This is a genomic window from uncultured Planktomarina sp. (assembly GCA_943788425.1).
Lineage (GTDB): Bacteria > Pseudomonadota > Alphaproteobacteria > Rhodobacterales > Rhodobacteraceae > Planktomarina.
The window spans coordinates 47,525-72,225 of the sequence record CALSQF010000011.1 but is presented as its reverse complement, the minus strand read 5'-3'; the positions used below and the strand labels follow the sequence as shown (position 1 = coordinate 72,225).

Below are 24,701 nucleotides of genomic sequence, written 5' to 3'. Positions count from 1 at the left end.
TAGGAGGATGCAGGTATCGTAGAATGACCTGTGTCACCCCTCAGCTTTCAGCGAAGCGCATTAAGTGGAAGTCTTGATCCCCCCATTCGTGGTCAATCATAACAAGCCGCTTGGCGAAATGCCCCAAATCATACTCCCAAGTCATACCAATGCCGCCGTGCAGCTGGATCGCCTCTTCGGCAACGGCACAGCCAATTCGGCCAATCGAATATTTCGCCGCGGATATGGCGCGATTTCGTTCATCGGCGGGGGCCTGTAAATCATTCGCAGCATTGATGACTGCCGATTTTGCCTGCTCGATTTCGAGCAACATCTGCGCCACGCGGTGTTGCAGCGCTTGAAATTTACCCAGCTCGCTGCCGAATTGTTTGCGCGTGCGCATGTAGTCGATGGTCATATCTTTAATGCGCTCCATCAATCCCAAAGCCTCCGCGCAGAGGGCCAAAGTGGCGCGCGCGGCCGCGGCATCGATCAACGGATAGGCTGCACCTTCCACGCCCAACAGCTGAGCAGGTGTGTTGTGCAGCGTGATCTCGCAGGCGTTGCCACCATCGACAGTTTGGAACGGATGCTCCGCGAGCCCCGTTGCCGCCGCTTCAATCAAAAATAAGCTGATCCCTGGCGCGGATTGTGTCTGTGCACTGACAATCAGCGCATCAGCCCCATGGGCGAATTTCACAGAGGTTTTTACGCCGTTCAACTGCCATTCCGCGTCTGTTTTGCGCGCAAGCGTTTCGGGCGCGCTCCAGTCATAATCTGCGCCATTTTCGATGAGACCAAGTGCTACGCGTTTTTCACCAAGGACGATCTGTTCGACAAGGTCCAACTGATCAGTCTGCGCCAAAATATAGCCGGTGGTCAGTGCTGTGTCATTGAGCGGTTCAACTACCAAACCTTTGCCCAGCTCTGTGAAGACGGTGGCGATATCAAATCCCGAACCGCCAAAGCCGCCAACCTCTTCCTCAAATAATGCACCGATCAAACCCAGCTGTGCCATCGTGCTATAGGCCGTAGGGCAATAGCCCAAAGCGCTAGAGCCCGCCGTTAGTCGCTCTTTCAAAGGATAGTCATTCTGAATGAATTTTCCGATCATATCCGCCAGCATGCGGCGTTCTTCAGTGGGTTGAAAATCCATATCTTAAAGCCCCAATATCATTTTGGTTATGATGTTTTTTTGTATCTCATTTGAACCGCCATAGATCGACACTTTGCGCTTGTTGAAATAAGCGGCGGATTGATTGGCCATATCTTGTGGCGCCACCTGTGGTCCGTTGTAGCCGGGTTCAAACACCTGTGGCGTATGCGCCTGAGCGTGGCGTCCCAAGGCACGGCGCGTAAGATCGTCGAAGTTTTGTTCCAACTCCGATCCGATGATTTTTAACATTGAACTTTCTGGCCCCGGTCCAGCGCCTTTCGAGAACCCGTCAAGAACCCGCAAGTTTGTGGTCTCTAGGTTGCGCAGCTCTATCTCTAAGCGGGCCAGTCGTGCCGCAAACAATGGATCATCAGCCAGCGGTTTTCCATTTCGTTTTTGGGTCAGGGAGAGGCGCTTGAGCCGGGCAAGCTTTTGGCCAGAAATTCCGACATTGGCGATGCCATTGCGCTCATGGGCCAGTAAGTACTTCGCATAGGTCCAGCCCTTATTTTCTTCGCCCACTAAGTTTGAAGCAGGGACGCGGACATCTGTGAAAAATACCTCATTCACTTCCTGCCCCCCGTCCAAAGTGCGGATGGGGCGCATCTCAATACCTGGCGTGGCTAGATCAACCAAGATGAAAGAAATACCGGCCTGGGGTTTGGTATCGCTATTCGTGCGCACCAGACAAAAGATCATATTGGCGTATTGGCCCAATGTGGTCCACGTTTTTTGGCCGTTGATCACATAGTGATCGCCCTGTTTAACCGCTGTCGTTTTGAGACTGGCCAAGTCAGATCCAGATCCTGGCTCGGAATAGCCTTGACACCACCAGTCAGTGCCATCGCACATGCGTGGGAGCCAATGCTCTTGTTGCTCTTTTGAGCCAAAAGCCATCAAAACAGGCGCCAGCATTTTGAGGCCAAATGGCAAGATGCGCGGGGCGCCAGCGGTGGCGCATTCTTCCTCGAAGATAGATTGTTGCACGGGGCTCCAGCCGACACCGCCAAAAGATTTGGGCCAATTATAAGTCAGCCAGCCGCGTTTATGCAAAACCGCATGCCAAAATTCTGTGTCCTCTTTGCTGACGGGTAGATCCGCATGCACCCTGCGCGAAATATCAGCTGGCAGTTCCACGCTCAAAAATTCGATGACCTCTTGGCGAAATGCCTGGTCAGCTTCGGTGAAGTTCAGGTCCATAGCTCTATCCTTTGTTCAGGTCGTCGAAAGTTTGCCCAGAGGCCACCAGCTCTTCCAGTAACGGTGAGGCCTGCCAAAATATGGGATCGTCCTGCCCATAGCGTCGGATATCTCCCAGCAGTCGATCCAGACCATAACTGTCCGCATATTTCATCGGCCCACCTCGATATCTTGGGAAGCCATAGCCGTGCACGAAGGTCACATCGATATCTGAGGGTTTCAAGGCCACGCTTTCGCGCAGAACCTCACAGGCTTCATTGACCATTGCGGCCAGATAGCGCGCCATAATCTCGTCCGCGGTGAATTTGCGGGCTGCGATGGATTTTTTGGCGCGTTCCGCCTCGATCAAAGCAAGAATTTCAGGGTCTGGCGTCCCGATGCGTGCACCGCCGGGGTACAGGTAGAAACCGCGCCCGGTTTTTTGCCCAAACCAACCGCGTTCACAAATACGGTCGGCGATCTCAACATAGCGTTCCGCTGGATCGTGCTTGTCCTGCGCGGCTTTGCGATTGTCCCATCCAATGTCCAAACCAGCCAGATCATACATGGCATGGAGGCCCATCGGATAGCCAAACGCTACAATTGCGGCATCAATTTCGTAAGGTGTGGCACCGTCTTCCATCATATGGGCGGCGCAATCGCCATATTTGCCGAGAATGCGGTTGCCAATGAACCCGGGCGAATTGCCGGACCGCACGGGGATTTTGCCCAAAATTTTGGCCAATGCAAAGCCTGTGGCCACCACATCGTCAGCCGCGTCTTGTGGCACAACAATTTCGAGCAATTTCATGATATTTGCCGGGCTGAAAAAATGCAGACCCAGCACGTTTTCGCGGCGATTGGTGGCGCTGGAAATTTTATCTATGTCGATATAGCTCGTATTGGAGGCCAATACCGCATCGAGTTTTAGCACTTTGTCGAGCTGTTCAAACACGCCGCGTTTAACATCGAGCCGCTCAAAAACGGCCTCGATCACCATGTCGACTTCCGACAGATCGGCAAATTCCGTTGAGGCTTGATACCGGGCCATAATGTCAGATTTTTGCGCCGCGCTCATGCGATCTTTGGCAATCAACCGATCATAGACCTGCTCTACATTGGCCCGTCCCCGCGCCAAGCTTTCACAATCGCGCTCGATCATCGTGACCGGCAGGCCGCTGTTCAGAGCCGCGACGGTGATGCCTGCACCCATGGTGCCGCCGCCCACGACCCCAAGCCGGTTTAGGGGGCGTGGCTCTGCGCGGCCGGCTTCGGGAACTTTGGCGCTGGCGCGCTGGGCGAAAAAGGCGTGGATCATGCCTTTGGATTGTTCAGAGGCAAGACATTCAAAAAAACAATCGCTTTCGAACCGGCGCCCATCCGCGAAAGGTTGGGTGATGCAGGCGCGCACGCAATCGACAATCTTCAGCGGCGCCATTTGCCCGCGCATCCGACTGGCGGCTGTCTTTGCGGCATTTTGCAACGCCGCTTCGAAGGCGGCTTTGTCCGCAAGGTGGGAGGTGGCATCGCTGCTGCGGCGCAGGATTTGGAGCTCCGCGGCATAGGTCAAAGCGGCTTGGCGCAAATCCCCGTCTGCCAAACGGTCGATCAACCCGGCCGCGAAAGCATCTTGCGCGCTGATCGGGGTGCCTTTGAACATAATCTCAAGCGCCATTGCGGCGCCACACAATCGCGGCAAGCGCTGCGTGCCGCCGGCGCCGGGGATGAGCCCGAGATGGACTTCCGGCAGGCCCACCCGCGCAGATGGCACGGCGATGCGGTAATGGCTGCCCAGGGCGATCTCAAAACCGCCCCCCAAAGCTGTGCCATGCAACGCGGCCACAACCGGTTTGCTGCAATTTTCAATGCGATCGATCACATCGGGCAAATGCGGATCCTGCATTGGCTGGTCAAATTCCTTGATATCCGCCCCGGCAGGAAAGCTGCGCCCCGCTCCAATGATGACGATGGCCGTGACGGCCAGATCTGTATCCGCCTGCACGACCGCATCGCGCAAGCCTTGCCGCACCGCCTGGCTCAGTGCGTTGACTGGAGGGTTATTGATCTCAATTACGGCGATGGAGCCGGCTGTCGAGAGGGTCACAGGTTGGGTCATCGAAGCGTCCTTTGCGATTGCCGCGCCGTACCAGCGTAAAGCGCAGATGTTTGGGAGATCAACATCTCATGGTGGCGTTGCCACCGCACCCAAGGCCATAGTGGCCAATTGGTTGGCAATGGCAGCGATATTGTCTGTGTCGCGCGGTTGGTACCAATAGATCGGCGCATGCAGCATCATCAAAAAGCTCCGCACGGCGATGGAGATGTCTTGATCGCGAAAATGCCCGCTGGCGATGCCCTCTGCCAAAGTGCTGCGGAAAAAGCCCTCATATTCGGACTGCAGCGCAGCGATTTCGAGACGCAAAGCCCGCTCTGCTGCTGTTGTCCCGCCGGTCTTTGAACCGCGCATCTCCTCTACCACAACCCGGTGATAGGCCAGCTCTGATATCATCGCGATGACATGCGCTTTGGCCATCGCATAGAATTTTTCCAGTGGCGGCATGTCTGCCTCGAACTGCGGACGGACTCGCTCCAAAGTCAGCTGCACAGAATGCTTGCGAATGGCGCAGACCAATTCGCTTTTTGAGCCGAAATGATGATAAATTTTTCCTTTGGTCGCACCAAGGTCGCGGGCAATGTCATCAATCGAGGTCTGATCGACCCCATGGGTGGCAAACGCCTGAGCGGCGGCGTCTAGAATGCGTCCCTTGACCGATGCGCTGTTGAGCATCATGACGGGCGGCCTTGGGCGGTATGTTTTGCGGCTTGCGCCAAAGTGGCGATGCTGCGGCTCATCGTATCTATGCCCCTGGGGTTTGAGGCATTTCCCGATTGGGCGCGATGCAATACGCCCTCCAAAATGGCGGCCAGTCGAAAGAAAGAAAACACCATGTAGAACGCCCAATTTTCAGGTGGATCGATGCCTCTCAGATCACAATATTGCGCAACATAGTCCGCTTCTTCGGGCAGGCTTTGCGCCCTGCGGTCAATACCCTTGAGCCCTTTGATCATACCATCTTGCGGCAGGCGCAGCCCCATGCATTGATAGGCCAGGTCGGCAAAGGGATGCCCGAGCGTGGACAATTCCCAATCCAAAACTGCGATCATCTCGGCGGTTTGGCTGTCGAACATGACATTGTCCAAACGATAGTCACCGTGCACGATGGCGGTTTGTCCATCATCTTGCACCATGTTGCGCTCCAGCCAGTCGATGCTCCAATCCATATCGGGACGTGCCTGCGTTTCACAGGCGCGATATTGCCTTGTCCAGCGGGACACTTGCCGCGAAAAATAATTGCCGGGTTTGCCAAAGTCAGCCAGCCCAACGGCTTTGGGATCAACATCGTGCAGAGCGGCCAGGGTCTGCACGAGGGCGTGATACACGCCTTGGCGAAACTTTGGGGACTTCTCGGGCAGAGCGGGATCCCAAAAAACCTGTCCGTTTAAGTGTTCCATCACCAAAAATTGCGCGCCCATGGGACTGTCCTCACCCGAGAGGTGCAACATTTGAGGTACGGGCACAGCGCTTGCGGCCAGAGCGGTCATGACGCGAAACTCGCGATCGACCGCATGGGCGGATTTGAGCAAGGTGCCTGGCGGCTTGGCGCGCAGCACGAAACGGCGGCCAGCGGTGTCGGTCAGCTGATATGTCGGGTTGGATTGCCCGTCGGAAAACTTTGCGATTTCAGCCAGGCCAGAAAATCCAGTCACATTTTGTTCCAAATATGTGGAAAGCTCTTGAGGATCATAAGTGTGCAGCGTTTGAGTCATATCTGCCGACCCTCATTGCGTAGGTGTGCGGGCGAGAAGACGGCGATATTGATCCAATCAGCGACCAGGGCGGGCGTATCGCTGTGTTCAATTTCAACGGTCAGCTCGGTCACCACGCGCAGGTGGTTGGCCTTGGACTTTGTGACCTCTTTGAGTGTAAATGCGCCGCGAATTCGCTGGCCGCTGGGTAGCGGTGAGATAAAGCGCAAGCGATCAAACCCTGCATTGAGGTTCATAACTTGGCCGGGCAGATTGGGCAGCGTGTCTTGTACCATGCGACTGGCCATGGAGAGCGTCAAAAACCCATGTGCAATCGTGCCGTCAAAAGGGGTTTCTGCCCGGGCGCGGGCAGGGTCGACATGGATGAACTGTTGATCTTCAGTGATCTTGGCAAAGGCATCAATGCGTGCTTGATCAATCAATATCCAAGGGCTGTGCCCCAAGCGCATGCCAATCTGCCGGCTTTGCGCGGCAAAGGCCCGTTCCAGATCCGACATCACTTAGCTTCCATTGACAACATACTCGTCAGTATGTTTCATGATAGGCAGGCCTGTAAAGGGCAAAATATCATGGAAACATTGAGGGCGCGGATATGGAAATGAACCTTGGACTGTCAGAACGTGTCGCCAAGCTGCGGGACCGAGTTTCGGAAATTATTCGAAATGATATTATGCCCTTAGAGGCGGAGTATCATACGGAGGTTTCCAAAGGGGATCGCTGGAAATTGACCGATCGTCAGGTGGAAATCATGACCGGCCTCAAAGATAAGGTCCGGGCCGAAGGTTTGTGGAATTTTTGGCTGACGGGCAGCGACAAAGGCTTTGGCCTGACGACGGTGGAATATGCCTATATGGCTGAAGAGTTGGGTAAATCACCTTTGGCCGCAGAGGTGTTCAACTGTTCCGCGCCGGACACGGGCAATATGGAAGTCTTCGAGCGATATGGCACTGAAGAGATGAAAACCCGCTGGCTTGCGCCACTGTTGGCTGGGGAGATCCGCTCCGCCTATGTAATGACTGAGCCGGATGTGGCCTCCTCGGATGCGACGAATTTGAGCCTGAGCTGCATCCGGGATGGCGATGACTATGTGCTCAACGGTGAGAAATGGTGGGCCAGCGGCGCGGGTGATCCACGCTGTGCGGTCTATATCGTTATGGTGAAAACCGGTGCTGAAGATGCCCCCAAGCACAAGCGCCATTCGATGATCGTGGTCGATGCAGCCACGCCAGGGATTGAAAAATTACGGCCGATGGAAATTTATGGCCATGATGACGCGCCGCATGGGCATTATCACTTGCGCTTTACCGATGCGCGCGTCCCTGCCGAAAACATGCTGCTGGGCGAAGAGCGTGGCTTTGAGATCGCCCAAGGCCGGCTTGGCCCCGGGCGCATACATCATTGCATGCGGGCGATTGGTCAAGCGGAGGCGGCGCTGGAGCTGATGTGCAAACGCAGCTTGAGCCGCACAGCGTTTGGCAAGCCCTTGGCGCAATTAGGCGCGAATTTTGACATCATCGCGGATGCGCGTATGGAAATTGAGATGGCGCGATTGCTCTGTCTAAAGGCGGCTTGGATGATGGACCAAGGCGATCCACGGGCTGCGGCGCCTTGGATCTCGAAGATCAAAGTTGTGGCGCCGATCATGGCTTTGAAAGTGGTCGATGAAGCCATTCAGCTGCATGGGGCGGGCGGTATCAGTCAAGATCTCCCCCTTGCGGCCTATTGGATGCATCTGCGGACCCTGCGTTTGGCGGATGGTCCTGATGCGGTGCATCGGCGGCAGGTGGCCCGGGCGGAGCTGCGCAAGCATACGCAGGAAAAGATATAAGAAAGCCTTGCCATATGGCTGCGTCAACCGCAGAGTTGTGTGGCGCAATTGTGATGGACAACAAGGATTGGGCCTATGATGAAACCCTTCACCTTTAACACCACCCCGAGCCTGCGTATGGGGGCGGGCCTGGCTGGTGAGATAGGGGAGATCACGCGCCCTATTTGCGGCGATCGTGTGCTTTTGGTTACCGACCCTGGCATGATGGCCACGGGCCTTGTGCAGCAGGTAAAAGATGGGTTGTGCGCGGCTGGCGTGGCGGTCACGCTCTTTGACCAGGTTCAAGCGGATCCACCAGAATCTACTGTGTTGCAGGCTGCGCAGAAAGCGCGCGGTGCCACCGGGGTGATTGGCTTTGGCGGAGGCTCGTCCTTGGATGTCGCCAAGCTTGCCGCGCTTTTGGCCGCTACTGGTCAGCCATTGGCGGAAGCCTATGGGGTTGGCAATGCGCGCGGGCCGCGTTTGCCGCTGGTGTTGGTGCCGACCACAGCAGGGACTGGCTCAGAGGTGACACCAATTTCGATTGTGACTACCGGCGCATCGGAGAAAATGGGCGTGGTGAGTCCGCTACTATTGCCTGATCTGGCACTGCTTGATCCGGAACTGACGCTTGGATTGCCCGCGCATGTGACGGCTGCAACCGGCATTGATGCCATGGTTCATGCGATTGAAGCCTATGCCAGTGTCAATCCGAACAACAATCCAATCAGCCGTGCGCTTGCGGTCGAGGCGTTGGGGCTTATGGGCCGCATGCTTTTGCGGGCGGTACAAAAACCGGATGATCTTGAAGCTCGAACGGGAATGCTTTTGGGCTCTATGCTGGCCGGGCAGGCCTTTGCCAATTCGCCTGTAGCTGCCGTACATGCCTTGGCCTATCCGATTGGTGGGCACTATAAAGTCCCACATGGGCTCTCTAATGCGTTGGTTCTGCCGCATGTCCTGCGCTTCAATGCGCAGGTTGCGCCTGAGGCTTATGCGCAGCTCTTGCCGCATGTTTTTCCGGACCTGCGGGCAATGAGCGTAGCGGAGGCGGCCATGAAGTTTGCCCAAGGTATGGCAGATTTGAGCCAGGCTTGTGGGCTTGAGCAAGGCTTGCGGGAGATGGGTATCGCGTGGGAGGCCTTGCCTAAACTGGCGCGCGATGCAATTAACCAAACTCGCCTTCTGGTCAACAACCCGCGCCCTGTGGATGAGGCTGCAGCCATGAAAATTTATGAGGCTGCTTGGTGAGACAGACTCAAAAAACCCGTTCTGACTATCGTGCTTTCTCGATCCTGACTACGCGTTGGGTTGATAACGATATCTATGGACATATGAACAATGCAGTGCATTATCAGTTGTTTGATACTGCAGTGAACGGGCATTTGCTGGAACAAGGCGTGTTGGACTTGAAACTCGGCAAGACTGTATTTTTAGTTGTGGAAACTGGATGCCAATATTTTAAAGAATTAGCGTTTCCTGATATAATTACCGCTGGGATTAAGGTTAGTAAGCTGGGCACGTCATCGGTTACTTATGCCGTTGGATTATTTTCAGGAGATGAAAACGTTGCGGCTGCTCAGGGACATTTTGTTCATGTTAATGTTAATCGCCAAACACGGCGACCATCAGAGTTAAGTTCAGAAACAATAAATTATTTAAATAGCTTAACGTAATAAGGAAAGATTTGCTAAATCAAAAAATACCCCGACAAAGCGGGGTATTTTCAGTTTGGTAATGGTTATTAGAAATTATAGCCAATCTTTATACCGAAGCCGGTAACTGTATTGTTGGTAAATTCTCCGACGCCAAGACCTGATGTAAGTGTTATATTTCCAACTTTAGCATAGCTGTAGCCGGCAGTTACAGTTGAATTACCACTTGAATACCTTACTGCGAGTCCAATTGCATCGTAACCGTTGGTTATTGTAAGTGGCGTTGTAGAAGCCGATGAGCCCGCAGCTTCTGTCGAATAATTTGCTATAAGAGATACTGCATCGTTTATTTTACGACCAACTCCGAGGGAATATGTTGTAGTATCGGTAAAACTTGAAGTTGTTGGTGTGCCGGGAAAGACTGTAATTTGGTGATTGCTCCAGTCAGCCTTTCGAATTGACCCAAATAATAATGTATCCTCAGCTATGCCACTTTGGAAATTCAAGGTCATGTAATCGGGAACAGATGCGCTTGTTTTGCCGGTTCCAACGCCTGCATTTGAAGTATTTAATGAAAAATCAGCGTCGCCTTCGTAAATTAGTTCAGCGCGCAGAGCTATTTTAGGAATTGTATATGATGCCCCAATCAAGAGACTTGTTTCGGTAGCTCCTGAAACAGAAGACGCTGGCAATCCAGCACTCTGAAATATATTGGCTGACGCATCCTGAACTTGTGACTGTTTGGCACCGCCAAGGATGCTCACATTATCAGAGAGCGAATATTTTACCAAAACGGCCAACGCGTTGATGTCTAAATCGACAACAGGCAGGGCTACAGCATAGGGACTTCCTGCAGAAGAGTAATCAAGTTGTATCGCACCCTGATTGTAGGATGTTAGGCCAACAGATAAGGTGTTTGAAATATCAGTCTTCATCGCCAACGAAACGTAATCTTGTTTTGCTAGCGCACTGCCTGTTGGAGCGTATACTGTGCCTTTAACATCAGGCGATCGACTTGACATACCAAGTTCAGCATAATTGCCTTTTTCGTACATAAAGGATGTTGACAGAGAGTTGGTCTCAAAACCTCCAGCGGTCGCACTTAATGCGCTAGTACTTAAAATCATCGTTGCAATCGCGCGTAATTTCATTTTTGTTCTCCCAGAACTATTGCTAACGCTCTCTTTCAAAAGTGTCTTTTAGAGCTTGGCGTAGATAGGAGATAATTTCAATATTTATTTTAAGACGGGCAAAGTGGTTACGGGAAATTACCTCAATTCGATGCCACCAGATTTAGCTTCGAAACCTATAAAAAAAGCCCATTCTTCAGAGCGGGCTTTTTAAATAATACTTGGTTGATCTAAACTTTAGGTTGCACCAAAACGATCTGCATCCATCACTTTTGCCCAAGCGGCAACGAAGCGTTTTACAAAGTGCGGTTCGGCCTCCGATGTTGCGAAAGCTTCTGCCAAGGCGCGTAATTGCGAATTGGAGCCAAATACCAGATCGACCCGGCTTGCCGTCCATTTCACGGCCCCTGTGGCCCGATCGCGACCTTCAAAGCGGGTCTCGTCCCCAGACACATCTACCCATTTTGTGCCCATATCAAGCAGGTTGACAAAAAAGTCGTTGTTCAAAGTTTCAGGACGATCTGTGAAGACACCTTCTTTGGCGCCATGGCTATTGGCTCCTAAAACCCGAAGCCCACCGACCAGCGCCGTCATCTCAGGAGCATTCAGCGTCAACAGCTGGGTGCGATCTACGAGCAGTTCTTCGGCAGAGACGTTGAAGTTTCGCTTCTGATAGTTGCGGAACCCGTCAACCTGTGGCTCCAACACATCAAAAGACTCCGCATCCGTTTGCTCTTGAGTGGCATCGCCGCGCCCCGGTGTGAAGGGGACGCTGACCGAGTGGCCCGCAGCTTTTGCGGCCGTTTCAATCGCGGCCGCGCCGCCGAGCACGATCAAGTCTGCCATTGAAACAGATTTTTTGAAATTTGCCTGTATGGTTTCAAGGGTGGACAAGACGTGTTGCAATTGCTCTGGTTGGTTCACATCCCAATCTTTTTGCGGTGCAAGCCGCAGGCGCGCGCCATTGGCGCCGCCGCGTTTGTCAGAGCCGCGGAAGGTAGAGGCCGAAGCCCAAGCGGTTGAAACCAATTGCGATATCGATAGGCCCGTGCCCATGATGGCCGCTTTCAGATCTGCGATATCCGCGGCGCCAAGGTTCGCATTTCCGGTGGGGATAGGATCTTGCCAGATCAAATCCTCCGCAGGCACCTCAGAGCCTTTGTACAAAATCTTTGGCCCCATGTCGCGGTGAGTCAGTTTGAACCAAGCGCGTGCGAAGGCATCCGCGAAAGCATCGGGGTTGGCGTGGAAGTGCCGCGAAATTTTCTCATAAGCTGGGTCGGTACGCATGGCCATGTCGGCGGTGGTCATCATCACGGGAACAGTTTTGCCAGATCCGTCAACCTGTGGCGCATGATCCTCATCTGAAAGGCCTTTGGCATGCCAAATTTGCGCGCCAGCAGGGCTTTTTGTCAACTCCCAGTCATATCCGAAGAGAAGATCAAAATACCCCATATCCCATTGCGTCGGATTGGCGGTCCAGGAACCTTCAATCCCGCTGGTTGTGGTGTGAATGCCCAGGCCGCTTTCGAAATCATTCTTCCAGCCAAAGCCTTGCTCTACAATGCTCGCGCCTTCAGGCTCTGCGCCTACCAGCTCGGGATCGCCAGCACCATGCGCTTTACCAAACGTGTGCCCACCGGCCACAAGCGCCACTGTCTCTTCATCATTCATTGCCATGCGCGCGAAGGTCTCGCGGATGTCATAACCAGAGGCGAGGGGATCGGGATTGCCATTTGGGCCTTCCGGGTTCACATAAATCAAGCCCATTTGCACGGCCGCCAGCGGGTTTTCCAACTCGCGCTCACCGCTATACCGGTTATCGTCGAGCCAGCTCTTTTCGGTGCCCCAATAAATATCCTCCTCAGGCTCCCAAACATCGACGCGACCTCCACCGAAGCCAAAGGTTTTGAACCCCATAGATTCAAGCGCGACATTGCCGGCCAAAATCATCAAGTCGGCCCAGGACAAAGCCTTGCCATATTTTTGTTTGACGGGCCACAGTAAGCGGCGGGCCTTGTCAAGATTGCCGTTGTCCGGCCAGCTGTTGAGCGGCGCAAAACGTTGTTGTCCAGCACCTGCACCGCCGCGTCCGTCGGCGGTGCGATAGGTGCCAGCGCTGTGCCAGGCCATGCGAATGAAGAAGGGACCATAATGCCCGTAATCTGCTGGCCACCAGTCTTGGCTGTCGGTCATCAAGGCGGTTAAATCGGCTTTGACAGCGGCCAAATCAAGTTTGGCAAATTCCTTTGCATAGTCGAAATCCAGGTCCATCGGGTCCGACGCGGGGGTATTTTGAGCTAGAATCTTGAGATTTAGCTGATTGGGCCACCAATCGCCATTGGAACGCCCACGGGATGCCGCGCTGGTAGCCATTCCATGTATTACTGGGCATTTGCCGCTGTTGGATGTGTCATGTCCGTCCATGTTTTCTCTCCGAATTTCATTTGTGGTTTTGGAAGTCTAGGTAAAATGTCTAGGGCCTAAGGGCAACACTTAACAAATAAGTCAGCGAACATAATCTTCAACGGCGGGCTGGGTCGCGCCCTGCCTTTGGATTTGCTCAAACCATTTTTGACGCAGATGAAAGCGGTGGATGATTTGGTGAAGTCCTTGCCGGCGTTGGTCATTGAGTGAACCGCTGGCATCTATTTGCCAATAATTTGAGGGTGACAAGCTGCCTATGCTGCGGTTATGATGCCTTCATGAAGCATATTCCTAAAGAAACCACCGATGACGCTCTTGTTCAGGAATTTTTGAACAAAGGCGGGAAAATCAATGTTGGAAAAACCAAGCCCTTGCCCAGCGAGCTGGGCTTGAGCAACAACACATGGAACAACAAGCTGACGCGCGAAGAAAAATCTGCCCGCGACGGAAAATGATATCCGCCCTAAGTCCACTATAAAGATACATTAGCCAAGAAAATCTGAATACACGAGCGATATTAGTATCATTCGGTTCGTTCTGTATTACTGTTGTGGGGAATGGTGACCCGCCACAAATTGTGGATCGCCAAATTTGCAGTAATGTTTGTGTAATTTATGCGAAGCTGCTATCGGGTCCACGAAAATAACAGGAATATGCTCGCATGGCTCAAAATGATTTCGAACAGCGACACTTAGAAACTCTAGATCGAGATTTAAACCGATTCTCGGCCCTAGAGCAGGCAACTGACTATGCTTCCCGCCCAATGATGGGGCTGGGAGTGTCATTGGCCTTTATTCTGGTCGCGGGACTTGTTGCTTTTTATCTGTTTGGGCAAACTGGCAATACGCTTATCGTGGTGATCGCCGCTGGCTTTGGAGCCTATATGGCGCTGAATATTGGCGCTAATGATGTTGCCAATAATATGGGGCCCGCAGTGGGGGCCAATGCTTTGACCATGGGCGGAGCCATTGCAATTGCAGCGGTGTTTGAAAGTGCCGGCGCCTTGCTTGCAGGGGGGGACGTCGTATCGACCATCGCAAAGGGCATTATTGCGCCGCAAAGTATGCAAACAGCTTCCATATTTATCTGGGCCATGCTTGCAGCGCTATTGTCTGCGGCGCTTTGGGTAAATTTGGCCACATGGGTTGGGGCGCCTGTTTCGACCACCCATTCAGTTGTTGGCGGCGTTATGGGGGCAGGGATCGCGGCTGCGGGTTTTGCAGCTGTGAATTGGCCAACCATGTATAAAATCGCCGCAAGCTGGGTGATTTCACCGGTCTTGGGCGGGGTGGTTGCCGCCCTGTTTCTGTGGTTTATCAAGTCCCGGATTGTATATCGGGACGATAAAATCTCTGCGGCGCGTGTCTGGGTGCCGGTTTTGGTTGGGATTATGGGTGGAGCATTTTCTGCGTACTTGGCGCTCAAGGGCCTTAAGAAAATCATGAAAATTGATTTTTCCTCGGTAATGATGATCGGTCTTGGTTTAGGTGTCATCATTTGGTTGGTTATGATCCCAGTTGTGCGCAAGCAAGCCGAGGGGTTGGAAAATCGTAATAAGTCGCTGAAAAAACTCTTTGGCATCCCCTTGGTAGTATCCGCCGCGTTGCTCAGTTTCGCTCATGGAGCAAATGATGTGGCCAATGCGGTTGGACCGCTGGCCGCGATTGTGCAGGCTTCGGCCTCAGGCGGTTTCGTAGACGCAGTTTCTATTCCGCTCTGGGTGATGGCCATCGGTGCGTTGGGGATATCGTTTGGCCTGTTTTTGTTTGGACCAAAATTGATCCGCATGGTGGGCGGTCAAATTACTAAACTCAACCCGATGCGGGCCTATTGTGTTGCGCTTTCAGCGGCCATCACTGTGATTGTTGCCAGCTGGTTGGGCCTGCCGGTCAGCTCAACGCATATCGCTGTTGGTGGCGTATTTGGTGTGGGCTTCTTTCGCGAATGGGACTCGCAGCGTCGGATGAAGCGGGCGCGGGTGACCATTCCACAGGCCGTAGAACAGCCAAAAGAAGAACGCCGCCGCCGCAAATTGGTGCGTCGCAGTCACTTCCTTACAATCATCGCTGCATGGGTGATTACAGTACCGGCCGCGGCGACGATCTCGGCGTTAATCTTCTGGATCATCTCGATTTATATGGGTGGCGCAAGCTAATCTTGCAGGTCCACTGCGTAGGGCTTCGGCTCTGCGCGGTGCGTGTTTTATCGCGTTAAACGAAAAAAGTGTTTTTTCCACGTGGTTTAATAGATTGTTAGAATAAACCTGCAAGGTGACGAGGAAACGGTGTTAATGAATGTCTGATCTGCATAACAAACCCTGCATTCTGTGCTGCGCCATCACCGGTTCGGTGCCGACAAAATCGGCCAACCCAGCTGTGCCCATCAGTATTTCTGAGCAGGTCGAGAGCAGCTTGGCGGCGGTGGAGGCGGGGGCTTCGATTATTCATACCCATGTGCGCAATGCCGATGAAACACCGAGCAGCGACCCGGAAAAATTCGCCCGCGTGCAAGAAGAGCTGCGCAGGCATTGCCCGGAGGTCATCATTCAGTTTTCAACTGGAGGCCGTTCTGGTGCGGGGCAAGAGCGTGGCGGAATGTTGTCTCTGAGACCTGATATGGCTTCACTTTCTGTCGGCTCAAACAATTTTCCCAAGCGCGTTTATGAGAACCCGCCGGATTTGGTGGCTTGGCTGGCCAGAGAAATGCAAAAATATGAAGTGGTGCCGGAGATTGAAGCTTTTGATCTTTCACATATCTTGCAAGCGTTGCGCCTGCATGACGAGGGAAAATTATTCGGCAAACTCTATGTGCAATTTGTAATGGGTGTGAAAAATGCTATGCCGGCAGATCGTGCGATTTTTGATTTTTATGTGGCGCAGATGCAAGCGCGCGCGCCGCAAGCTGAGTGGTGCGCCGCGGGTATTGGGCCCAATCAATTGGTTGTGAATGAATGGGCCATAGCGGCAGGTGGCCACACCCGCGCTGGGCTTGAAGACAATGTGCGCCTTGACCGCAGCACGCTTGCCCCCTCGAATGCAGCTTTGATTACCCGTGCTGCTGAACTTTGCACCCGCTATGAGCGCCCGGTCGCAAGCCCGGCGCAAGCTCGCGAAATTCTAGGTTTGAGGGCCGTATGACATTGGTATTCGACCTGGCCTGGCTGACAGGAGTGTCCGGCGACAAACTTGTAGAGGCGCATCTGTCTGCTTAGGTGCAACTGGTGCAGATGCTACGCATTGAAGCGGCTCACAGCCGGTCATTGGGCAATGAGTCTGTGGCCTGCGTGATTGAGGCCGTGCCGATAGGCCCGGAGGATTTGACAGAGGGCACGGCTACGATTGCGGCGCAATTAGGCTCGGCAGCGCCGGACAAAAGCTGGCACGTCATGCGCGATAGATTTGGCGAATTGGTCGGTTGGCTTTCGCTGATGTCCAGCAGCTTGGGCAAAATGAGCATGGATATCTCGCTCATGACAAAGCAAGGCTTGGATGAGACTTGATTGCTTGGAGGCGGCTCTTCCTCGGCCATGCCACATAAGCAAAACCCAGTTTTGACGAAGTTATTGGTCACCCTGTTGCGCTATAATGCTGTTCAGCTTGGCGAGATGCATCAGGCCTTAATCCACGAGCGAGAACGCTCTGTGGCGGCTTGGGCGCTGGAATGGATAGTTTTGCCCGCGATGCTGCACAGCGCGGCAGAAGATCTGCTGGCCCAAGTTGAAACCATTGGCGCTTTAGCCAAAGTGCTTATGGCGCGATGATCGGCGTGGCGTTCAAGGCGCTGTCGCGCGGCGCAACCTTTGTGAACTCCGTTCCATGTTCAAACCAACTTTTTGGCGCCGCGGCGCCCCATAGGGTTTGGCGTTGCGGATCTTTGAGGTCCCACTTGATTGGCTCGTGATCGGGATCCACGGTTTGATAATCTGAGCAATAGATTTCGATGCGATGCCCATCGGGATCCAAAATATAGAGGAAAAAGGCGTTTGAAATCCCATGCCGCCCCGGTCCGCGCTCGATGTTGCTGACATAGCCAGTGGTGGCCATGAGATCGAGCAGGTCAATGATGTTTAGCGGAGTAGGCACCCAAAACGCGATATGATGCATCCTTGGACCGCGGCCATTGGTGAAAGCCATATCATGCACGCCGCCTTTGCGATGCATCCATGCGGCCCATAGTTTTCCACTGATTTCATCTTCGGTGTATTCGGTCACCCGAAAGCCAATTTCATTGTAAAACGCCACAGAGGCGTCGACATCTGGCGAGAAACAATTGAAATGATCGATTCTCAAGGGTTTTACGCCACGATAGAGTGCAAATTTTTGGTGCAGAGATGGCAGGCGATCCATTTTGTGATAAAATTCTAAAGGAACTCCAATATTGTCCGCAGTCAACAAAGTCCGGCCCTGATAGGGGCGCTCGACCCATTGTGTGGGGCAATTTTTAGCACGAAACTCTGCTTCCGCCCGATCCAAATCGGCCTCATCATAGGTCTTGAAGCCCATGACATCTACTGTGCCGGGATGGTCAGATTTTTGCAAAATCACGCTGTGATGGCCGCGTTCTTCCATGGCGCGCAGATAGACATGGTTCTGTGTTTCATCCGAGACCTGCAGACCAAGAATTTCTGTGTAAAAAGTCTTTGAGCGGTCTAAATCTGCGACATTGAGGCAGGCATGGCTGAGCCGGACGGTGTTGAAGCTTGGGTAAAGGTTTGGGCTGGGAACTGGCATTTTGGGCTCCTTTAATTTTCGGTCAGACGCCAAGGCGTGAAATTTTATGGGCTCCGGTGGCAAAGCCAATGTGCTTTTGCTCCATATAAAATTCAAAGCTCCAATCGCCACCGTCGCGGCCAATGCCGCTGGCCTTGACGCCACCAAAGGGCGTGGGCAGGTGCCGGACGTTTTCGCTATTCACCCAGATCATGCCTGCCTCAAGCTTGTCTGTAAAACGGAGCGCGCGGGTGAGGTCATTGGTCCACAAATAGGCGGTGAGTCCGTAGGGCGTGTCATTTGCAATCTGAAGGGCTTCCTCTTCACTGGCAAAGGAAATGGAGGTGAGAACCGGGCCAAAAATTTCTTCTTGGGCAATGCGCATGGCGTTATGCGCCTCGGTGAAGAGGGTTGGCCGGATAAAATATCCGGTATCCCCAAGAACCTCGCCGCCAGCGGCCACTTTGGCTCCGTCTTTTTTTGCAATATCGAAATAGGAGGTGACTTTGGCGAAATGCTCTTCGCTGATCAGCGGGCCGATTTCAGTGGCTGGATCCAGAGGGTGGCCAACCTTTATGTTTTTGACCCGCTCTACCAAACGCGCCTCAAAGGCTTCTTTGATATTTTCATGTACCAAAAGCCGGGAAGATGAGGTGCACCGCTCGCCATTGATGGAATAGATCATGAAAATCACCGCATCCAGTGCGCGCTCGAAATCGGCATCTTCAAAGACAATCACAGGATTTTTCCCGCCCAATTCAAAATGCGTCCGCTTCAGCGTATCTGCGCCTTGTTTTGTAATCATAGAACCGGTCCGGCTTTCCCCCACAAAAGCGATAGCCTTAATGTCCGGGTGTTCCGTTAGCGCTTTGCCAGCATCCTCACCATAGCCTTGCACCGTGTTTAAAACCCCGGGAGGCAGGCCAGCCTCTTCGGCAATGTCTACCAGGAGACGGGCTGTGAGCGGGGAGGCTTCGGCAGGCTTATGCACCACGGTACAACCGGCCGCGAGGGCGGGAGCAATTTTCCATGTGGAGAGCATAAAGGGCGTGTTCCAAGGGGTGATCACACCCACTGGGCCGATGGGCACCCGTGTCGTGATGTTCATCAATGTGGGCGATTGCAAATGGTGCCCATCTCGGGCGGCCTCGACTTGATCGGCAAAATAGCGAAAATTTTCCGCCCCCCGAATGGCCGCTTTTGACATGAAACGCCAGGCCTGGCCGGTGTCCCAGCATTCGCAGAGCGCGATCTCGTCGGCGCGGGCTTCAATGCCCTCAGCAATTTTGATCAAGATTGCCTTGCGCTGTTTGGTGGGCATATCGCGCCACGCTGGAAAGGCCGCTTTAGCCGCTTTGGCGGCCTTATCAATATCGCTTGCGTCGCCGCGCGCCACTTGGCAGATTATGGATTTATCTACCGGGGAGAGGGTTTCAAAGACACCGTCGCCACCCGCATGATCTGCACCCGCGATCCGGTGCAGTACGCCCTTGCGCCCAAAGCGCGCCAAATGACGATTAAGTTTCTCGATATTTTGTTCCAACGCAGACATCGCAGCTCTCTTTCAACCCTAGATTTTAGGTAACATGTTAACTAAATGGAGTGTTCTGATTTTTCATTGTGCTGTCAATATTTTTAAATAACATTGCACGGCAATTCATAGGTGCGTCAATGGCCAGAACCAAGCTTCAGCTTCCCTCGACTCGGAGGTCTTTACCGATTGCGTTGATGCGATCCCGGGAAAAAGTCATGGCGCCGATCCGCGATATGCTGCGGGCCTCTGGTTTGACCGAACAGCAATGGCGGGTGCTGCGCATTTTGTCCGAATTTGGTCCGCAAGATTTGACACAGATCGCGCAGCAGGCCTGTTTGTTGATGCCGAGCCTATCGCGTATTATCCGCAACCTTGCGCAAAATGGCCTCGTCATCCGTGCGTCAAATGCGAAGGACCGGCGGCGGCAAACTGTCGTCATTTCGCCAGCTGGGCAACAGCTTATTGATGACAACTTGGAGCAGGCCACACAGATTGCCGCAAATTATAAAGATCAGCTTGGCGCTGAGCGCTACGAGCTTTTGTTGGATCTTTTGAGGGAACTGGAGCAGGGCCTGCCTGTTCCCGTGAGAGGCGGATAGAAAAAGGCCCCCTGAAAGTTAGCTTTCAGGGGGCCCAGTACGGCAGGAAGGAATTTAGCTACCCGAAAACTCCGGATAGGCTTCCATGCCCAGCTCGCTACGGTCTAGACCTGTGATTTCGGCCTCTTCACTGACCCGCAGGCCGAACATCGCTTTGAGCGCCAACCAAACCACGGCGGAGGCCACTGTAACAAAGGCACCGACGATGACGATTGAAGTCAACTGAACCGAGAAGCTGGCCGCGCTGTTGGTGAAGCAAACCGCCAGAGTGCCCCAAATGCCTGCAAAGAGGTGCACGGGGATGGCTCCCACTACGTCATCAATCTTCAAGCGATCCAGAAGGGGGACTGCGAAGACCACGATAAAACCGCCAACAGCACCGATCAGAGTTGCCGAGACAAGTGATGGGGTCAGCGGCTCTGCAGTGATGGACACCAAACCTGCCAAGGCGCCGTTCAGGATCATGGTCAAATCAGGCTTTTTGTACAGGAGTTGCGTCAAAATTAGCGCAGTTACCGCACCAGCGGCTGCCGCTATATTGGTGTTGGAGAAAATCCGGCTGATATCAGCCACATTGCCCGATGTGTCCATGTAAAGTTGTGACCCGCCGTTGAAGCCGAACCAGCCGAGCCAAAGGATAAATGTTCCCAAGGTGGCCAATGCGAGATTCGAGCCTGGCATTGGGTTTACTTTGCCGTCTTTGTATTTGCCCAAACGTGGGCCGAGGATGATCGCGCCGGTCAAGGCTGCCCAACCGCCTACGGAGTGCACTACTGTCGAGCCTGCGAAATCTTGAAAGCCCATTGCATCCAAGAAACCACCGCCCCATTTCCAGCTGGCTTGAACAGGATATATCACGGCCACAAGAACGATGACAAAAGCGAGGAACGGCCAAAGTTTGATACGCTCGGCCAATGCGCCCGACACAATAGAAGCGGTGGCTGCGCAGAACATCAATTGAAAGAAAAAATCTGAACCAACAGAGGCGTAGGTCAAATCAGCTTCCACACCTTCCAGTCCTACAGGCTCAAGCGCTGTGACTGAAAAGGCGCCAAGCACGTTTTGAATGGTCCAGCTATCGCCTGGATACATGAGATTATATCCCAATATGTAAAAAAACAGTGACGCCAGAGAGAACAGTGCCATATTTTTGGTCAGCTGCATCGCCACGTTCTTGCCGCGCACCAAACCGGCTTCTAACATGGCAAAACCTGCGGCCATGAAGAATACCAAGAACCCTGAAACAAGGAACATAAATGTTGTGAAAATAAAGCCGATGTCTGCATTCAGCGGGGTCACATCCGCCTCTTGCGCCGTGGCCAGTTGTGGAACAGCCAGCAGCAGCGCAGCCAAGCTTACGGTTCCTAATTTACTTGTTAACTCTCTATGCATCACAGAGCCTCTTCATTTGTTTCGCCCGTGCGCACGCGCAGGGCTTGTTCTAGGTCAAGGACGAAAACTTTGCCATCACCGATTTTTCCGGTGCGTGCCGCTTTGGTGATGGCCTCCACCACCCCCGCCGCAGCCGCATCGGTGACTGCGATTTCAAGTTTGATTTTGGGAACAAAATTAACTGTGTATTCTGCTCCTCGATATGTTTCAGTGTGACCGGATTGAGCGCCGAAGCCTTTAACTTCGCTCACCATCATTCCGCTGACACCGACCTCAGACACTGCTTCGCGCACGTCCTCGAGCTTGAAGGGTTTGATCGTTGCAATAATAAGTTTCACTCGTCTTCCTTTCGTTCTACCGAATGCGATCCTGACTCTACCTTCAAATTGCTGCAGAGCGGCGTAAACTTTGGGCCCATGGAAAAACCCGTAGATGTCGCGATTTGCCTAAAATATGGGCAATGAGGCAGATGAGTTTCAAAACATCAGCGCGATTGGTCTGGAGATTGACCGCCTTTTTGGCACCAGGCCTGGCCTCTGGCCTTGTCTTTTCGCAACCCGAGGACACACACTGGCGGGATAGAGGAAGCGGGCTTGAAAGATGAATGATGATTCCATGGGGTTGAATAAAGAACTGGAAGGGATGACGGTGGTCTCCCTGGAGCAGGCGGTGGCGGCGCCCTATTGTGGTTTGATGCTGGCGGATGCTGGAGCGCGGGTGATTAAGGTTGAGCGCCCGGAGGGAGATTTTGCTCGTGGCTATGATGCCGGCGCCAATGGACAAAGTGCAATTTTTGCCTGGCTGAATCGCGGTAAGGAATCGATTTGCTTGAACCTAAAGGATCCCGATGATCTGGTGGTGATGCACCGTATGCTGGCCAAAGCTGATGTCTTTGTCTCCAACATTGCACCTGGCGCGGTGGCGCGTATGGGGCTGAGCGGCGTATATCTGCGACGTGATAACCCCGGTTTAATCACCTGCATGATTTCAGGTTATGGGCAAACGGGCGCGGCGGCGAAAAAGAAGGCCTATGATTTTTTGATCCAAGCTGAGAGTGGTCTGTGTTCGGTGACCGGCAGCGTGGAAAGTCCCGCGCGTGTCGGGCTTTCCTTGACCGATCTTTCGACAGGCCTGACTGCCTTTTCGGCCATTTTACGCGCCTTGATCCAAAGAGGACGGACGGGGCTGGGCATTGATTTGGAAATTTCCATGTTCGATGTACTGGCCGATTGGATGAATATGCCACTTTTGGCACATCGCTATATGGGCGGCGCGCCGGCACGCTCGGGATTGAAGCATTCGTTCATTTCCCCCTATGGCGCCTTCGAATGTAGGGATGGCGCGCAGGTGTTGATTTCGGTACAAAGCAATCGCGAATTTGCGGCTCTGTGCAATCAGGTCTTGCAGCGACCTGAGTTGCCCGGTGATCCCAGGTTCTCGGATAACCCGGATCGATACGCCCATCGCGACGCGCTGGATGCCATCGTAGCGGCTTGTTTTGCGCAGTTCACCGCCACTGAGGTGGTGGAAAAACTGGATGCTGCGCAAATTGCCAATGCGCAACTCAATTCCGTGGCGGATCTGTCGGAGCATCCGTTTTTGCGAAATTCCGTGGCACAGATTGGTGATTGTGAGGTTTCTTTGGCCGCTTTACCATTGACAAGCCATGCTGGCCCCGGACAGAAAGTGCCGAATTTAGGCGCGCAAACCCAGGCTCTTCGTGCTGAGTTCAAAGCGTGATTTTTTGCGTGCAGAAATGTTGCGCGTGTGAATAATGACGAAATGGTCCAGCTGAAAGCGAAGCATTATGACGGTCGATACAAGAAATCTAGGTAAGTTTTACATCGCCGGGCAGTGGCTTGCACCGCGATCACAGGCTAGTATGCCTGTTTTGAACCCGGCCGATGAGTGCCAGATCGGCACGGTGCCTTTGGGTAATGCGGCAGATGTGGACGCGGCGGTTGCGGCGGCGGTTGCGGCCTTCCCAGCCTATAGCGAGACTCGCAAATCTGAACGGATGGCACTTTTGCACAGCTTGAAGACGGCCACTGAGCGCAGGTTTGAAGATTTGGCGCAGGCGATGCGCATGGAGATGGGCGCGCCGATTACCATGGCCCGTGAGGCGCAGGCCGATGCGGCCATCGGCCATTTGCAGGGTTTCATAGGCACGTTGGACGCGTTGGTGGAGCGGGAGACTTTGGATAATGGTGACATTTTGTTGCGCGAGCCGATCGGGGTATGCGGATTAATCACCCCTTGGAATTGGCCGATGAACCAAATTGCGTTGAAAGTCATCCCGGCCTTGGCGACGGGCTGTTGCTGCGTATTAAAACCCTCGGAACATACGCCGATTTCTGCAATGATATATGCTGAAATTATTGATGAGGCGGGCTTTCCGCCGGGTGTTTTCAATTTGGTTCAGGGCGATGGCCCAACGGTGGGCGCGGCGCTGTCGCGCCACAAGGATGTGCAGATGATGTCCTTTACCGGTTCAACCCGTGCTGGGACGGCTGTGACCCGCGATGCGGCAGAAACGGTCAAGCGCGTGACCTTGGAGCTTGGTGGCAAATCGCCCAATTTGGTCTTTGCTGATTGTGACCTTGAGGCCCAGGTGCATGCCTCGGTCGCGGAATGTATGTATAATACGGGGCAATCTTGCGATGCGCCAACCCGGTTATTGGTCGAGCGCAGCTGTTATGAGGCGGTGCTGGAGATTGCCAAAGGCGCAGCAGAGGCCACTGAGGTGGGAGACCCGGCGCAGGAGGGCGGGCATATTGGCCCACTATTTGACTGCATTCAATTTGATCGGGTGCAAGCCATGATTAAAGTTGGGCTTGAGGAGGGCGCGTGCCTCCTGGCTGGTGGCTTGGGACGGCCCGAGGGGATAGATGCCGGCTGGTTTGTGAAGCCAACCATTTTTTGTGATGTGTCTAATGACATGCGGATTGCGCAGGAAGAGATCTTTGGGCCTGTGTTGGTCATCATCCCATTTGAAGACGAAGCTGAGGCGATTGAAATCGCCAATGACACGCCCTACGGGCTGGCTGCATATCTGCAAACGGGGGATCGCGCGCGCGCCGAACGGGTGGCGGGTCGCCTCAGGGCGGGTGCAATCCATATTAATGGTGGTGGTTTCAATTATGGCTCTCCCTTTGGAGGCTATAAACAATCGGGCAATGGCCGCGAAGGTGGTTTGATGGGGTTAGAAGATTACCTTGAAACCAAAACGCTTCACGGATTAGGTTAATTTGAAAGTTGAACACTGCACAAGAGACCTCCCTGGCGCGCGAAGTTATGGTGAGACCT

Annotated in this window: 23 protein-coding genes; 11 read left to right on the top strand and 12 right to left on the bottom strand. The window is 53.5% G+C overall.

Annotation, left to right across the window (positions count from 1 at the left end; all coding sequences use genetic code 11):
- Positions 1-40: 40 nt before the first annotated feature.
- The 6 genes from ABLW18_RS10420 to ABLW18_RS10395 form a co-directional block, all read right to left on the bottom strand.
- Complete coding sequence (locus ABLW18_RS10420) at positions 41-1,135, bottom strand: acyl-CoA dehydrogenase family protein (RefSeq protein ID WP_347824746.1); 1,095 nt, start codon at positions 1,133-1,135, stop codon at positions 41-43.
- A gap of 3 nt (positions 1,136-1,138) precedes the next feature.
- Positions 1,139-2,335, bottom strand: a complete 1,197-nt coding sequence (locus ABLW18_RS10415; RefSeq protein ID WP_347824745.1) for an acyl-CoA dehydrogenase family protein — start codon at positions 2,333-2,335, stop codon at positions 1,139-1,141.
- A gap of 4 nt (positions 2,336-2,339) precedes the next feature.
- Complete coding sequence (locus tag ABLW18_RS10410) at positions 2,340-4,430, bottom strand: 3-hydroxyacyl-CoA dehydrogenase NAD-binding domain-containing protein (protein WP_347824744.1); 2,091 nt, start codon at positions 4,428-4,430, stop codon at positions 2,340-2,342.
- Between the two features lie 66 nt (positions 4,431-4,496).
- Entirely contained in the window at positions 4,497-5,105 is a 609-nt protein-coding gene (locus ABLW18_RS10405; RefSeq protein ID WP_347824743.1) for a TetR/AcrR family transcriptional regulator, read from the bottom strand.
- Positions 5,102-6,142, bottom strand: a complete 1,041-nt coding sequence (locus ABLW18_RS10400; RefSeq protein WP_347824742.1) for a phosphotransferase family protein — start codon at positions 6,140-6,142, stop codon at positions 5,102-5,104. Before ABLW18_RS10400 ends, ABLW18_RS10405 begins: the two co-directional genes overlap by 4 nt.
- Positions 6,139-6,639: a MaoC family dehydratase gene (locus ABLW18_RS10395; protein WP_347824741.1), complete on the bottom strand. Its 501-nt coding sequence runs from the start codon at positions 6,637-6,639 to the stop codon at positions 6,139-6,141. The genes ABLW18_RS10400 and ABLW18_RS10395 overlap by 4 nt, the downstream gene beginning before the upstream one ends.
- Positions 6,640-6,734: 95 nt before the next feature.
- Here ABLW18_RS10395 and ABLW18_RS10390 point away from each other — a divergent pair, with 95 nt between their 5' ends.
- From ABLW18_RS10390 to ABLW18_RS10380, 3 genes are all read left to right on the top strand, one after another.
- On the top strand, positions 6,735-7,970 hold the full coding sequence (locus ABLW18_RS10390; protein ID WP_347824740.1) for an acyl-CoA dehydrogenase family protein: 1,236 nt from the start codon (positions 6,735-6,737) through the stop codon (positions 7,968-7,970).
- 75 nt (positions 7,971-8,045) lie between these two features.
- Positions 8,046-9,200, top strand: a complete 1,155-nt coding sequence (locus ABLW18_RS10385; RefSeq protein WP_347824739.1) for an iron-containing alcohol dehydrogenase — start codon at positions 8,046-8,048, stop codon at positions 9,198-9,200.
- Entirely contained in the window at positions 9,197-9,625 is a 429-nt protein-coding gene (locus tag ABLW18_RS10380) for a thioesterase family protein (RefSeq protein WP_347824738.1), read from the top strand. Before ABLW18_RS10385 ends, ABLW18_RS10380 begins: the two co-directional genes overlap by 4 nt.
- A 68-nt stretch (positions 9,626-9,693) precedes the next feature.
- Here ABLW18_RS10380 and ABLW18_RS10375 read toward each other — a convergent pair whose 3' ends face one another.
- A complete protein-coding gene (locus ABLW18_RS10375; protein WP_347824737.1) occupies positions 9,694-10,755 on the bottom strand; it encodes a hypothetical protein in 1,062 nt (353 codons plus the stop codon).
- Between the two features lie 216 nt (positions 10,756-10,971).
- Positions 10,972-13,161 carry a catalase/peroxidase HPI gene (katG, locus tag ABLW18_RS10370; RefSeq protein WP_347824736.1) on the bottom strand — a complete coding sequence of 730 codons (2,190 nt, stop codon included), beginning with the start codon at positions 13,159-13,161 and terminating at the stop codon, positions 10,972-10,974.
- A gap of 278 nt (positions 13,162-13,439) precedes the next feature.
- Between katG and ABLW18_RS10365 the strand changes: the two genes are divergently transcribed.
- The 5 genes from ABLW18_RS10365 (at position 13,440) to ABLW18_RS10345 (ending at position 16,921) form a co-directional block, all read left to right on the top strand.
- Complete coding sequence (locus tag ABLW18_RS10365) at positions 13,440-13,616, top strand: hypothetical protein (protein ID WP_347824735.1); 177 nt, start codon at positions 13,440-13,442, stop codon at positions 13,614-13,616.
- Between the two features lie 206 nt (positions 13,617-13,822).
- Positions 13,823-15,316: an inorganic phosphate transporter gene (locus tag ABLW18_RS10360; RefSeq protein WP_347824734.1), complete on the top strand. Its 1,494-nt coding sequence runs from the start codon at positions 13,823-13,825 to the stop codon at positions 15,314-15,316.
- Between the two features lie 139 nt (positions 15,317-15,455).
- The gene (locus ABLW18_RS10355) at positions 15,456-16,298 is read left to right on the top strand and encodes a 3-keto-5-aminohexanoate cleavage protein (RefSeq protein ID WP_347824733.1); all 843 of its coding nucleotides are present in this window, start codon (positions 15,456-15,458) and stop codon (positions 16,296-16,298) included.
- Positions 16,299-16,381: 83 nt separating this feature from the next.
- Entirely contained in the window at positions 16,382-16,660 is a 279-nt protein-coding gene (locus tag ABLW18_RS10350; protein WP_347824732.1) for a hypothetical protein, read from the top strand.
- A 27-nt stretch (positions 16,661-16,687) separates the two neighbouring features.
- A complete protein-coding gene (locus tag ABLW18_RS10345) occupies positions 16,688-16,921 on the top strand; it encodes a hypothetical protein (RefSeq protein ID WP_347824731.1) in 234 nt (77 codons plus the stop codon).
- Here ABLW18_RS10345 and hpaD read toward each other — a convergent pair.
- Positions 16,908-17,891, bottom strand: coding sequence for a 3,4-dihydroxyphenylacetate 2,3-dioxygenase (gene hpaD, locus ABLW18_RS10340; protein ID WP_347824730.1), 984 nt, complete (start codon positions 17,889-17,891; stop codon positions 16,908-16,910). The two genes, ABLW18_RS10345 and hpaD, sit on opposite strands and share 14 nt — an antisense overlap.
- 22 nt (positions 17,892-17,913) lie before the next feature.
- Positions 17,914-19,422, bottom strand: coding sequence for a 5-carboxymethyl-2-hydroxymuconate semialdehyde dehydrogenase (hpaE, locus tag ABLW18_RS10335; protein WP_347824729.1), 1,509 nt, complete (start codon positions 19,420-19,422; stop codon positions 17,914-17,916).
- A gap of 119 nt (positions 19,423-19,541) precedes the next feature.
- Between hpaE and hpaR the strand changes: the two genes are divergently transcribed.
- Positions 19,542-20,003: a homoprotocatechuate degradation operon regulator HpaR gene (gene hpaR / locus ABLW18_RS10330; protein WP_347824728.1), complete on the top strand. Its 462-nt coding sequence runs from the start codon at positions 19,542-19,544 to the stop codon at positions 20,001-20,003.
- Positions 20,004-20,057: 54 nt separating this feature from the next.
- On the opposite strand, the gene ABLW18_RS10325 is transcribed toward hpaR, so the two are convergent.
- Positions 20,058-21,395 (bottom strand): ammonium transporter, encoded by a 1,338-nt coding sequence (locus ABLW18_RS10325; RefSeq protein ID WP_347824727.1) that lies wholly within the window; start codon positions 21,393-21,395, stop codon positions 20,058-20,060.
- The gene (locus ABLW18_RS10320) at positions 21,395-21,733 is read right to left on the bottom strand and encodes a P-II family nitrogen regulator (RefSeq protein WP_347816229.1); all 339 of its coding nucleotides are present in this window, start codon (positions 21,731-21,733) and stop codon (positions 21,395-21,397) included. The genes ABLW18_RS10325 and ABLW18_RS10320 overlap by 1 nt, the downstream gene beginning before the upstream one ends.
- Positions 21,734-21,995: 262 nt before the next feature.
- On the opposite strand from ABLW18_RS10320, the gene ABLW18_RS10315 reads away from it, so the two are divergent.
- Together ABLW18_RS10315 and ABLW18_RS10310 are read left to right on the top strand one after the other, a co-directional pair.
- Complete coding sequence (locus ABLW18_RS10315; RefSeq protein WP_347824726.1) at positions 21,996-23,135, top strand: CaiB/BaiF CoA-transferase family protein; 1,140 nt, start codon at positions 21,996-21,998, stop codon at positions 23,133-23,135.
- 67 nt (positions 23,136-23,202) lie between these two features.
- Positions 23,203-24,642 (top strand): aldehyde dehydrogenase family protein, encoded by a 1,440-nt coding sequence (locus ABLW18_RS10310; RefSeq protein WP_347824725.1) that lies wholly within the window; start codon positions 23,203-23,205, stop codon positions 24,640-24,642.
- Positions 24,643-24,701 lie beyond the last annotated feature (59 nt).

Coding starts and splice junctions, on each gene's coding strand:
- ABLW18_RS10420 (WP_347824746.1), bottom strand. CDS start 1,135: ATGGATTTTCAACCCACTGAAGAACGCCGCATGCTGGCGGATATGATC.
- ABLW18_RS10415 (WP_347824745.1), bottom strand. CDS start 2,335: ATGGACCTGAACTTCACCGAAGCTGACCAGGCATTTCGCCAAGAGGTC.
- ABLW18_RS10410 (WP_347824744.1), bottom strand. CDS start 4,430: ATGACCCAACCTGTGACCCTCTCGACAGCCGGCTCCATCGCCGTAATT.
- ABLW18_RS10405 (WP_347824743.1), bottom strand. CDS start 5,105: ATGATGCTCAACAGCGCATCGGTCAAGGGACGCATTCTAGACGCCGCC.
- ABLW18_RS10400 (WP_347824742.1), bottom strand. CDS start 6,142: ATGACTCAAACGCTGCACACTTATGATCCTCAAGAGCTTTCCACATAT.
- ABLW18_RS10395 (WP_347824741.1), bottom strand. CDS start 6,639: ATGTCGGATCTGGAACGGGCCTTTGCCGCGCAAAGCCGGCAGATTGGC.
- ABLW18_RS10390 (WP_347824740.1), top strand. CDS start 6,735: ATGGAAATGAACCTTGGACTGTCAGAACGTGTCGCCAAGCTGCGGGAC.
- ABLW18_RS10385 (WP_347824739.1), top strand. CDS start 8,046: ATGATGAAACCCTTCACCTTTAACACCACCCCGAGCCTGCGTATGGGG.
- ABLW18_RS10375 (WP_347824737.1), bottom strand. CDS start 10,755: ATGAAATTACGCGCGATTGCAACGATGATTTTAAGTACTAGCGCATTA.
- katG (WP_347824736.1), bottom strand. CDS start 13,161: ATGGACGGACATGACACATCCAACAGCGGCAAATGCCCAGTAATACAT.
- ABLW18_RS10365 (WP_347824735.1), top strand. CDS start 13,440: ATGAAGCATATTCCTAAAGAAACCACCGATGACGCTCTTGTTCAGGAA.
- ABLW18_RS10360 (WP_347824734.1), top strand. CDS start 13,823: ATGGCTCAAAATGATTTCGAACAGCGACACTTAGAAACTCTAGATCGA.
- ABLW18_RS10355 (WP_347824733.1), top strand. CDS start 15,456: ATGTCTGATCTGCATAACAAACCCTGCATTCTGTGCTGCGCCATCACC.
- ABLW18_RS10345 (WP_347824731.1), top strand. CDS start 16,688: ATGCCACATAAGCAAAACCCAGTTTTGACGAAGTTATTGGTCACCCTG.
- hpaD (WP_347824730.1), bottom strand. CDS start 17,891: ATGCCAGTTCCCAGCCCAAACCTTTACCCAAGCTTCAACACCGTCCGG.
- hpaE (WP_347824729.1), bottom strand. CDS start 19,422: ATGTCTGCGTTGGAACAAAATATCGAGAAACTTAATCGTCATTTGGCG.
- hpaR (WP_347824728.1), top strand. CDS start 19,542: ATGGCCAGAACCAAGCTTCAGCTTCCCTCGACTCGGAGGTCTTTACCG.
- ABLW18_RS10325 (WP_347824727.1), bottom strand. CDS start 21,395: ATGCATAGAGAGTTAACAAGTAAATTAGGAACCGTAAGCTTGGCTGCG.
- ABLW18_RS10315 (WP_347824726.1), top strand. CDS start 21,996: ATGAATGATGATTCCATGGGGTTGAATAAAGAACTGGAAGGGATGACG.
- ABLW18_RS10310 (WP_347824725.1), top strand. CDS start 23,203: ATGACGGTCGATACAAGAAATCTAGGTAAGTTTTACATCGCCGGGCAG.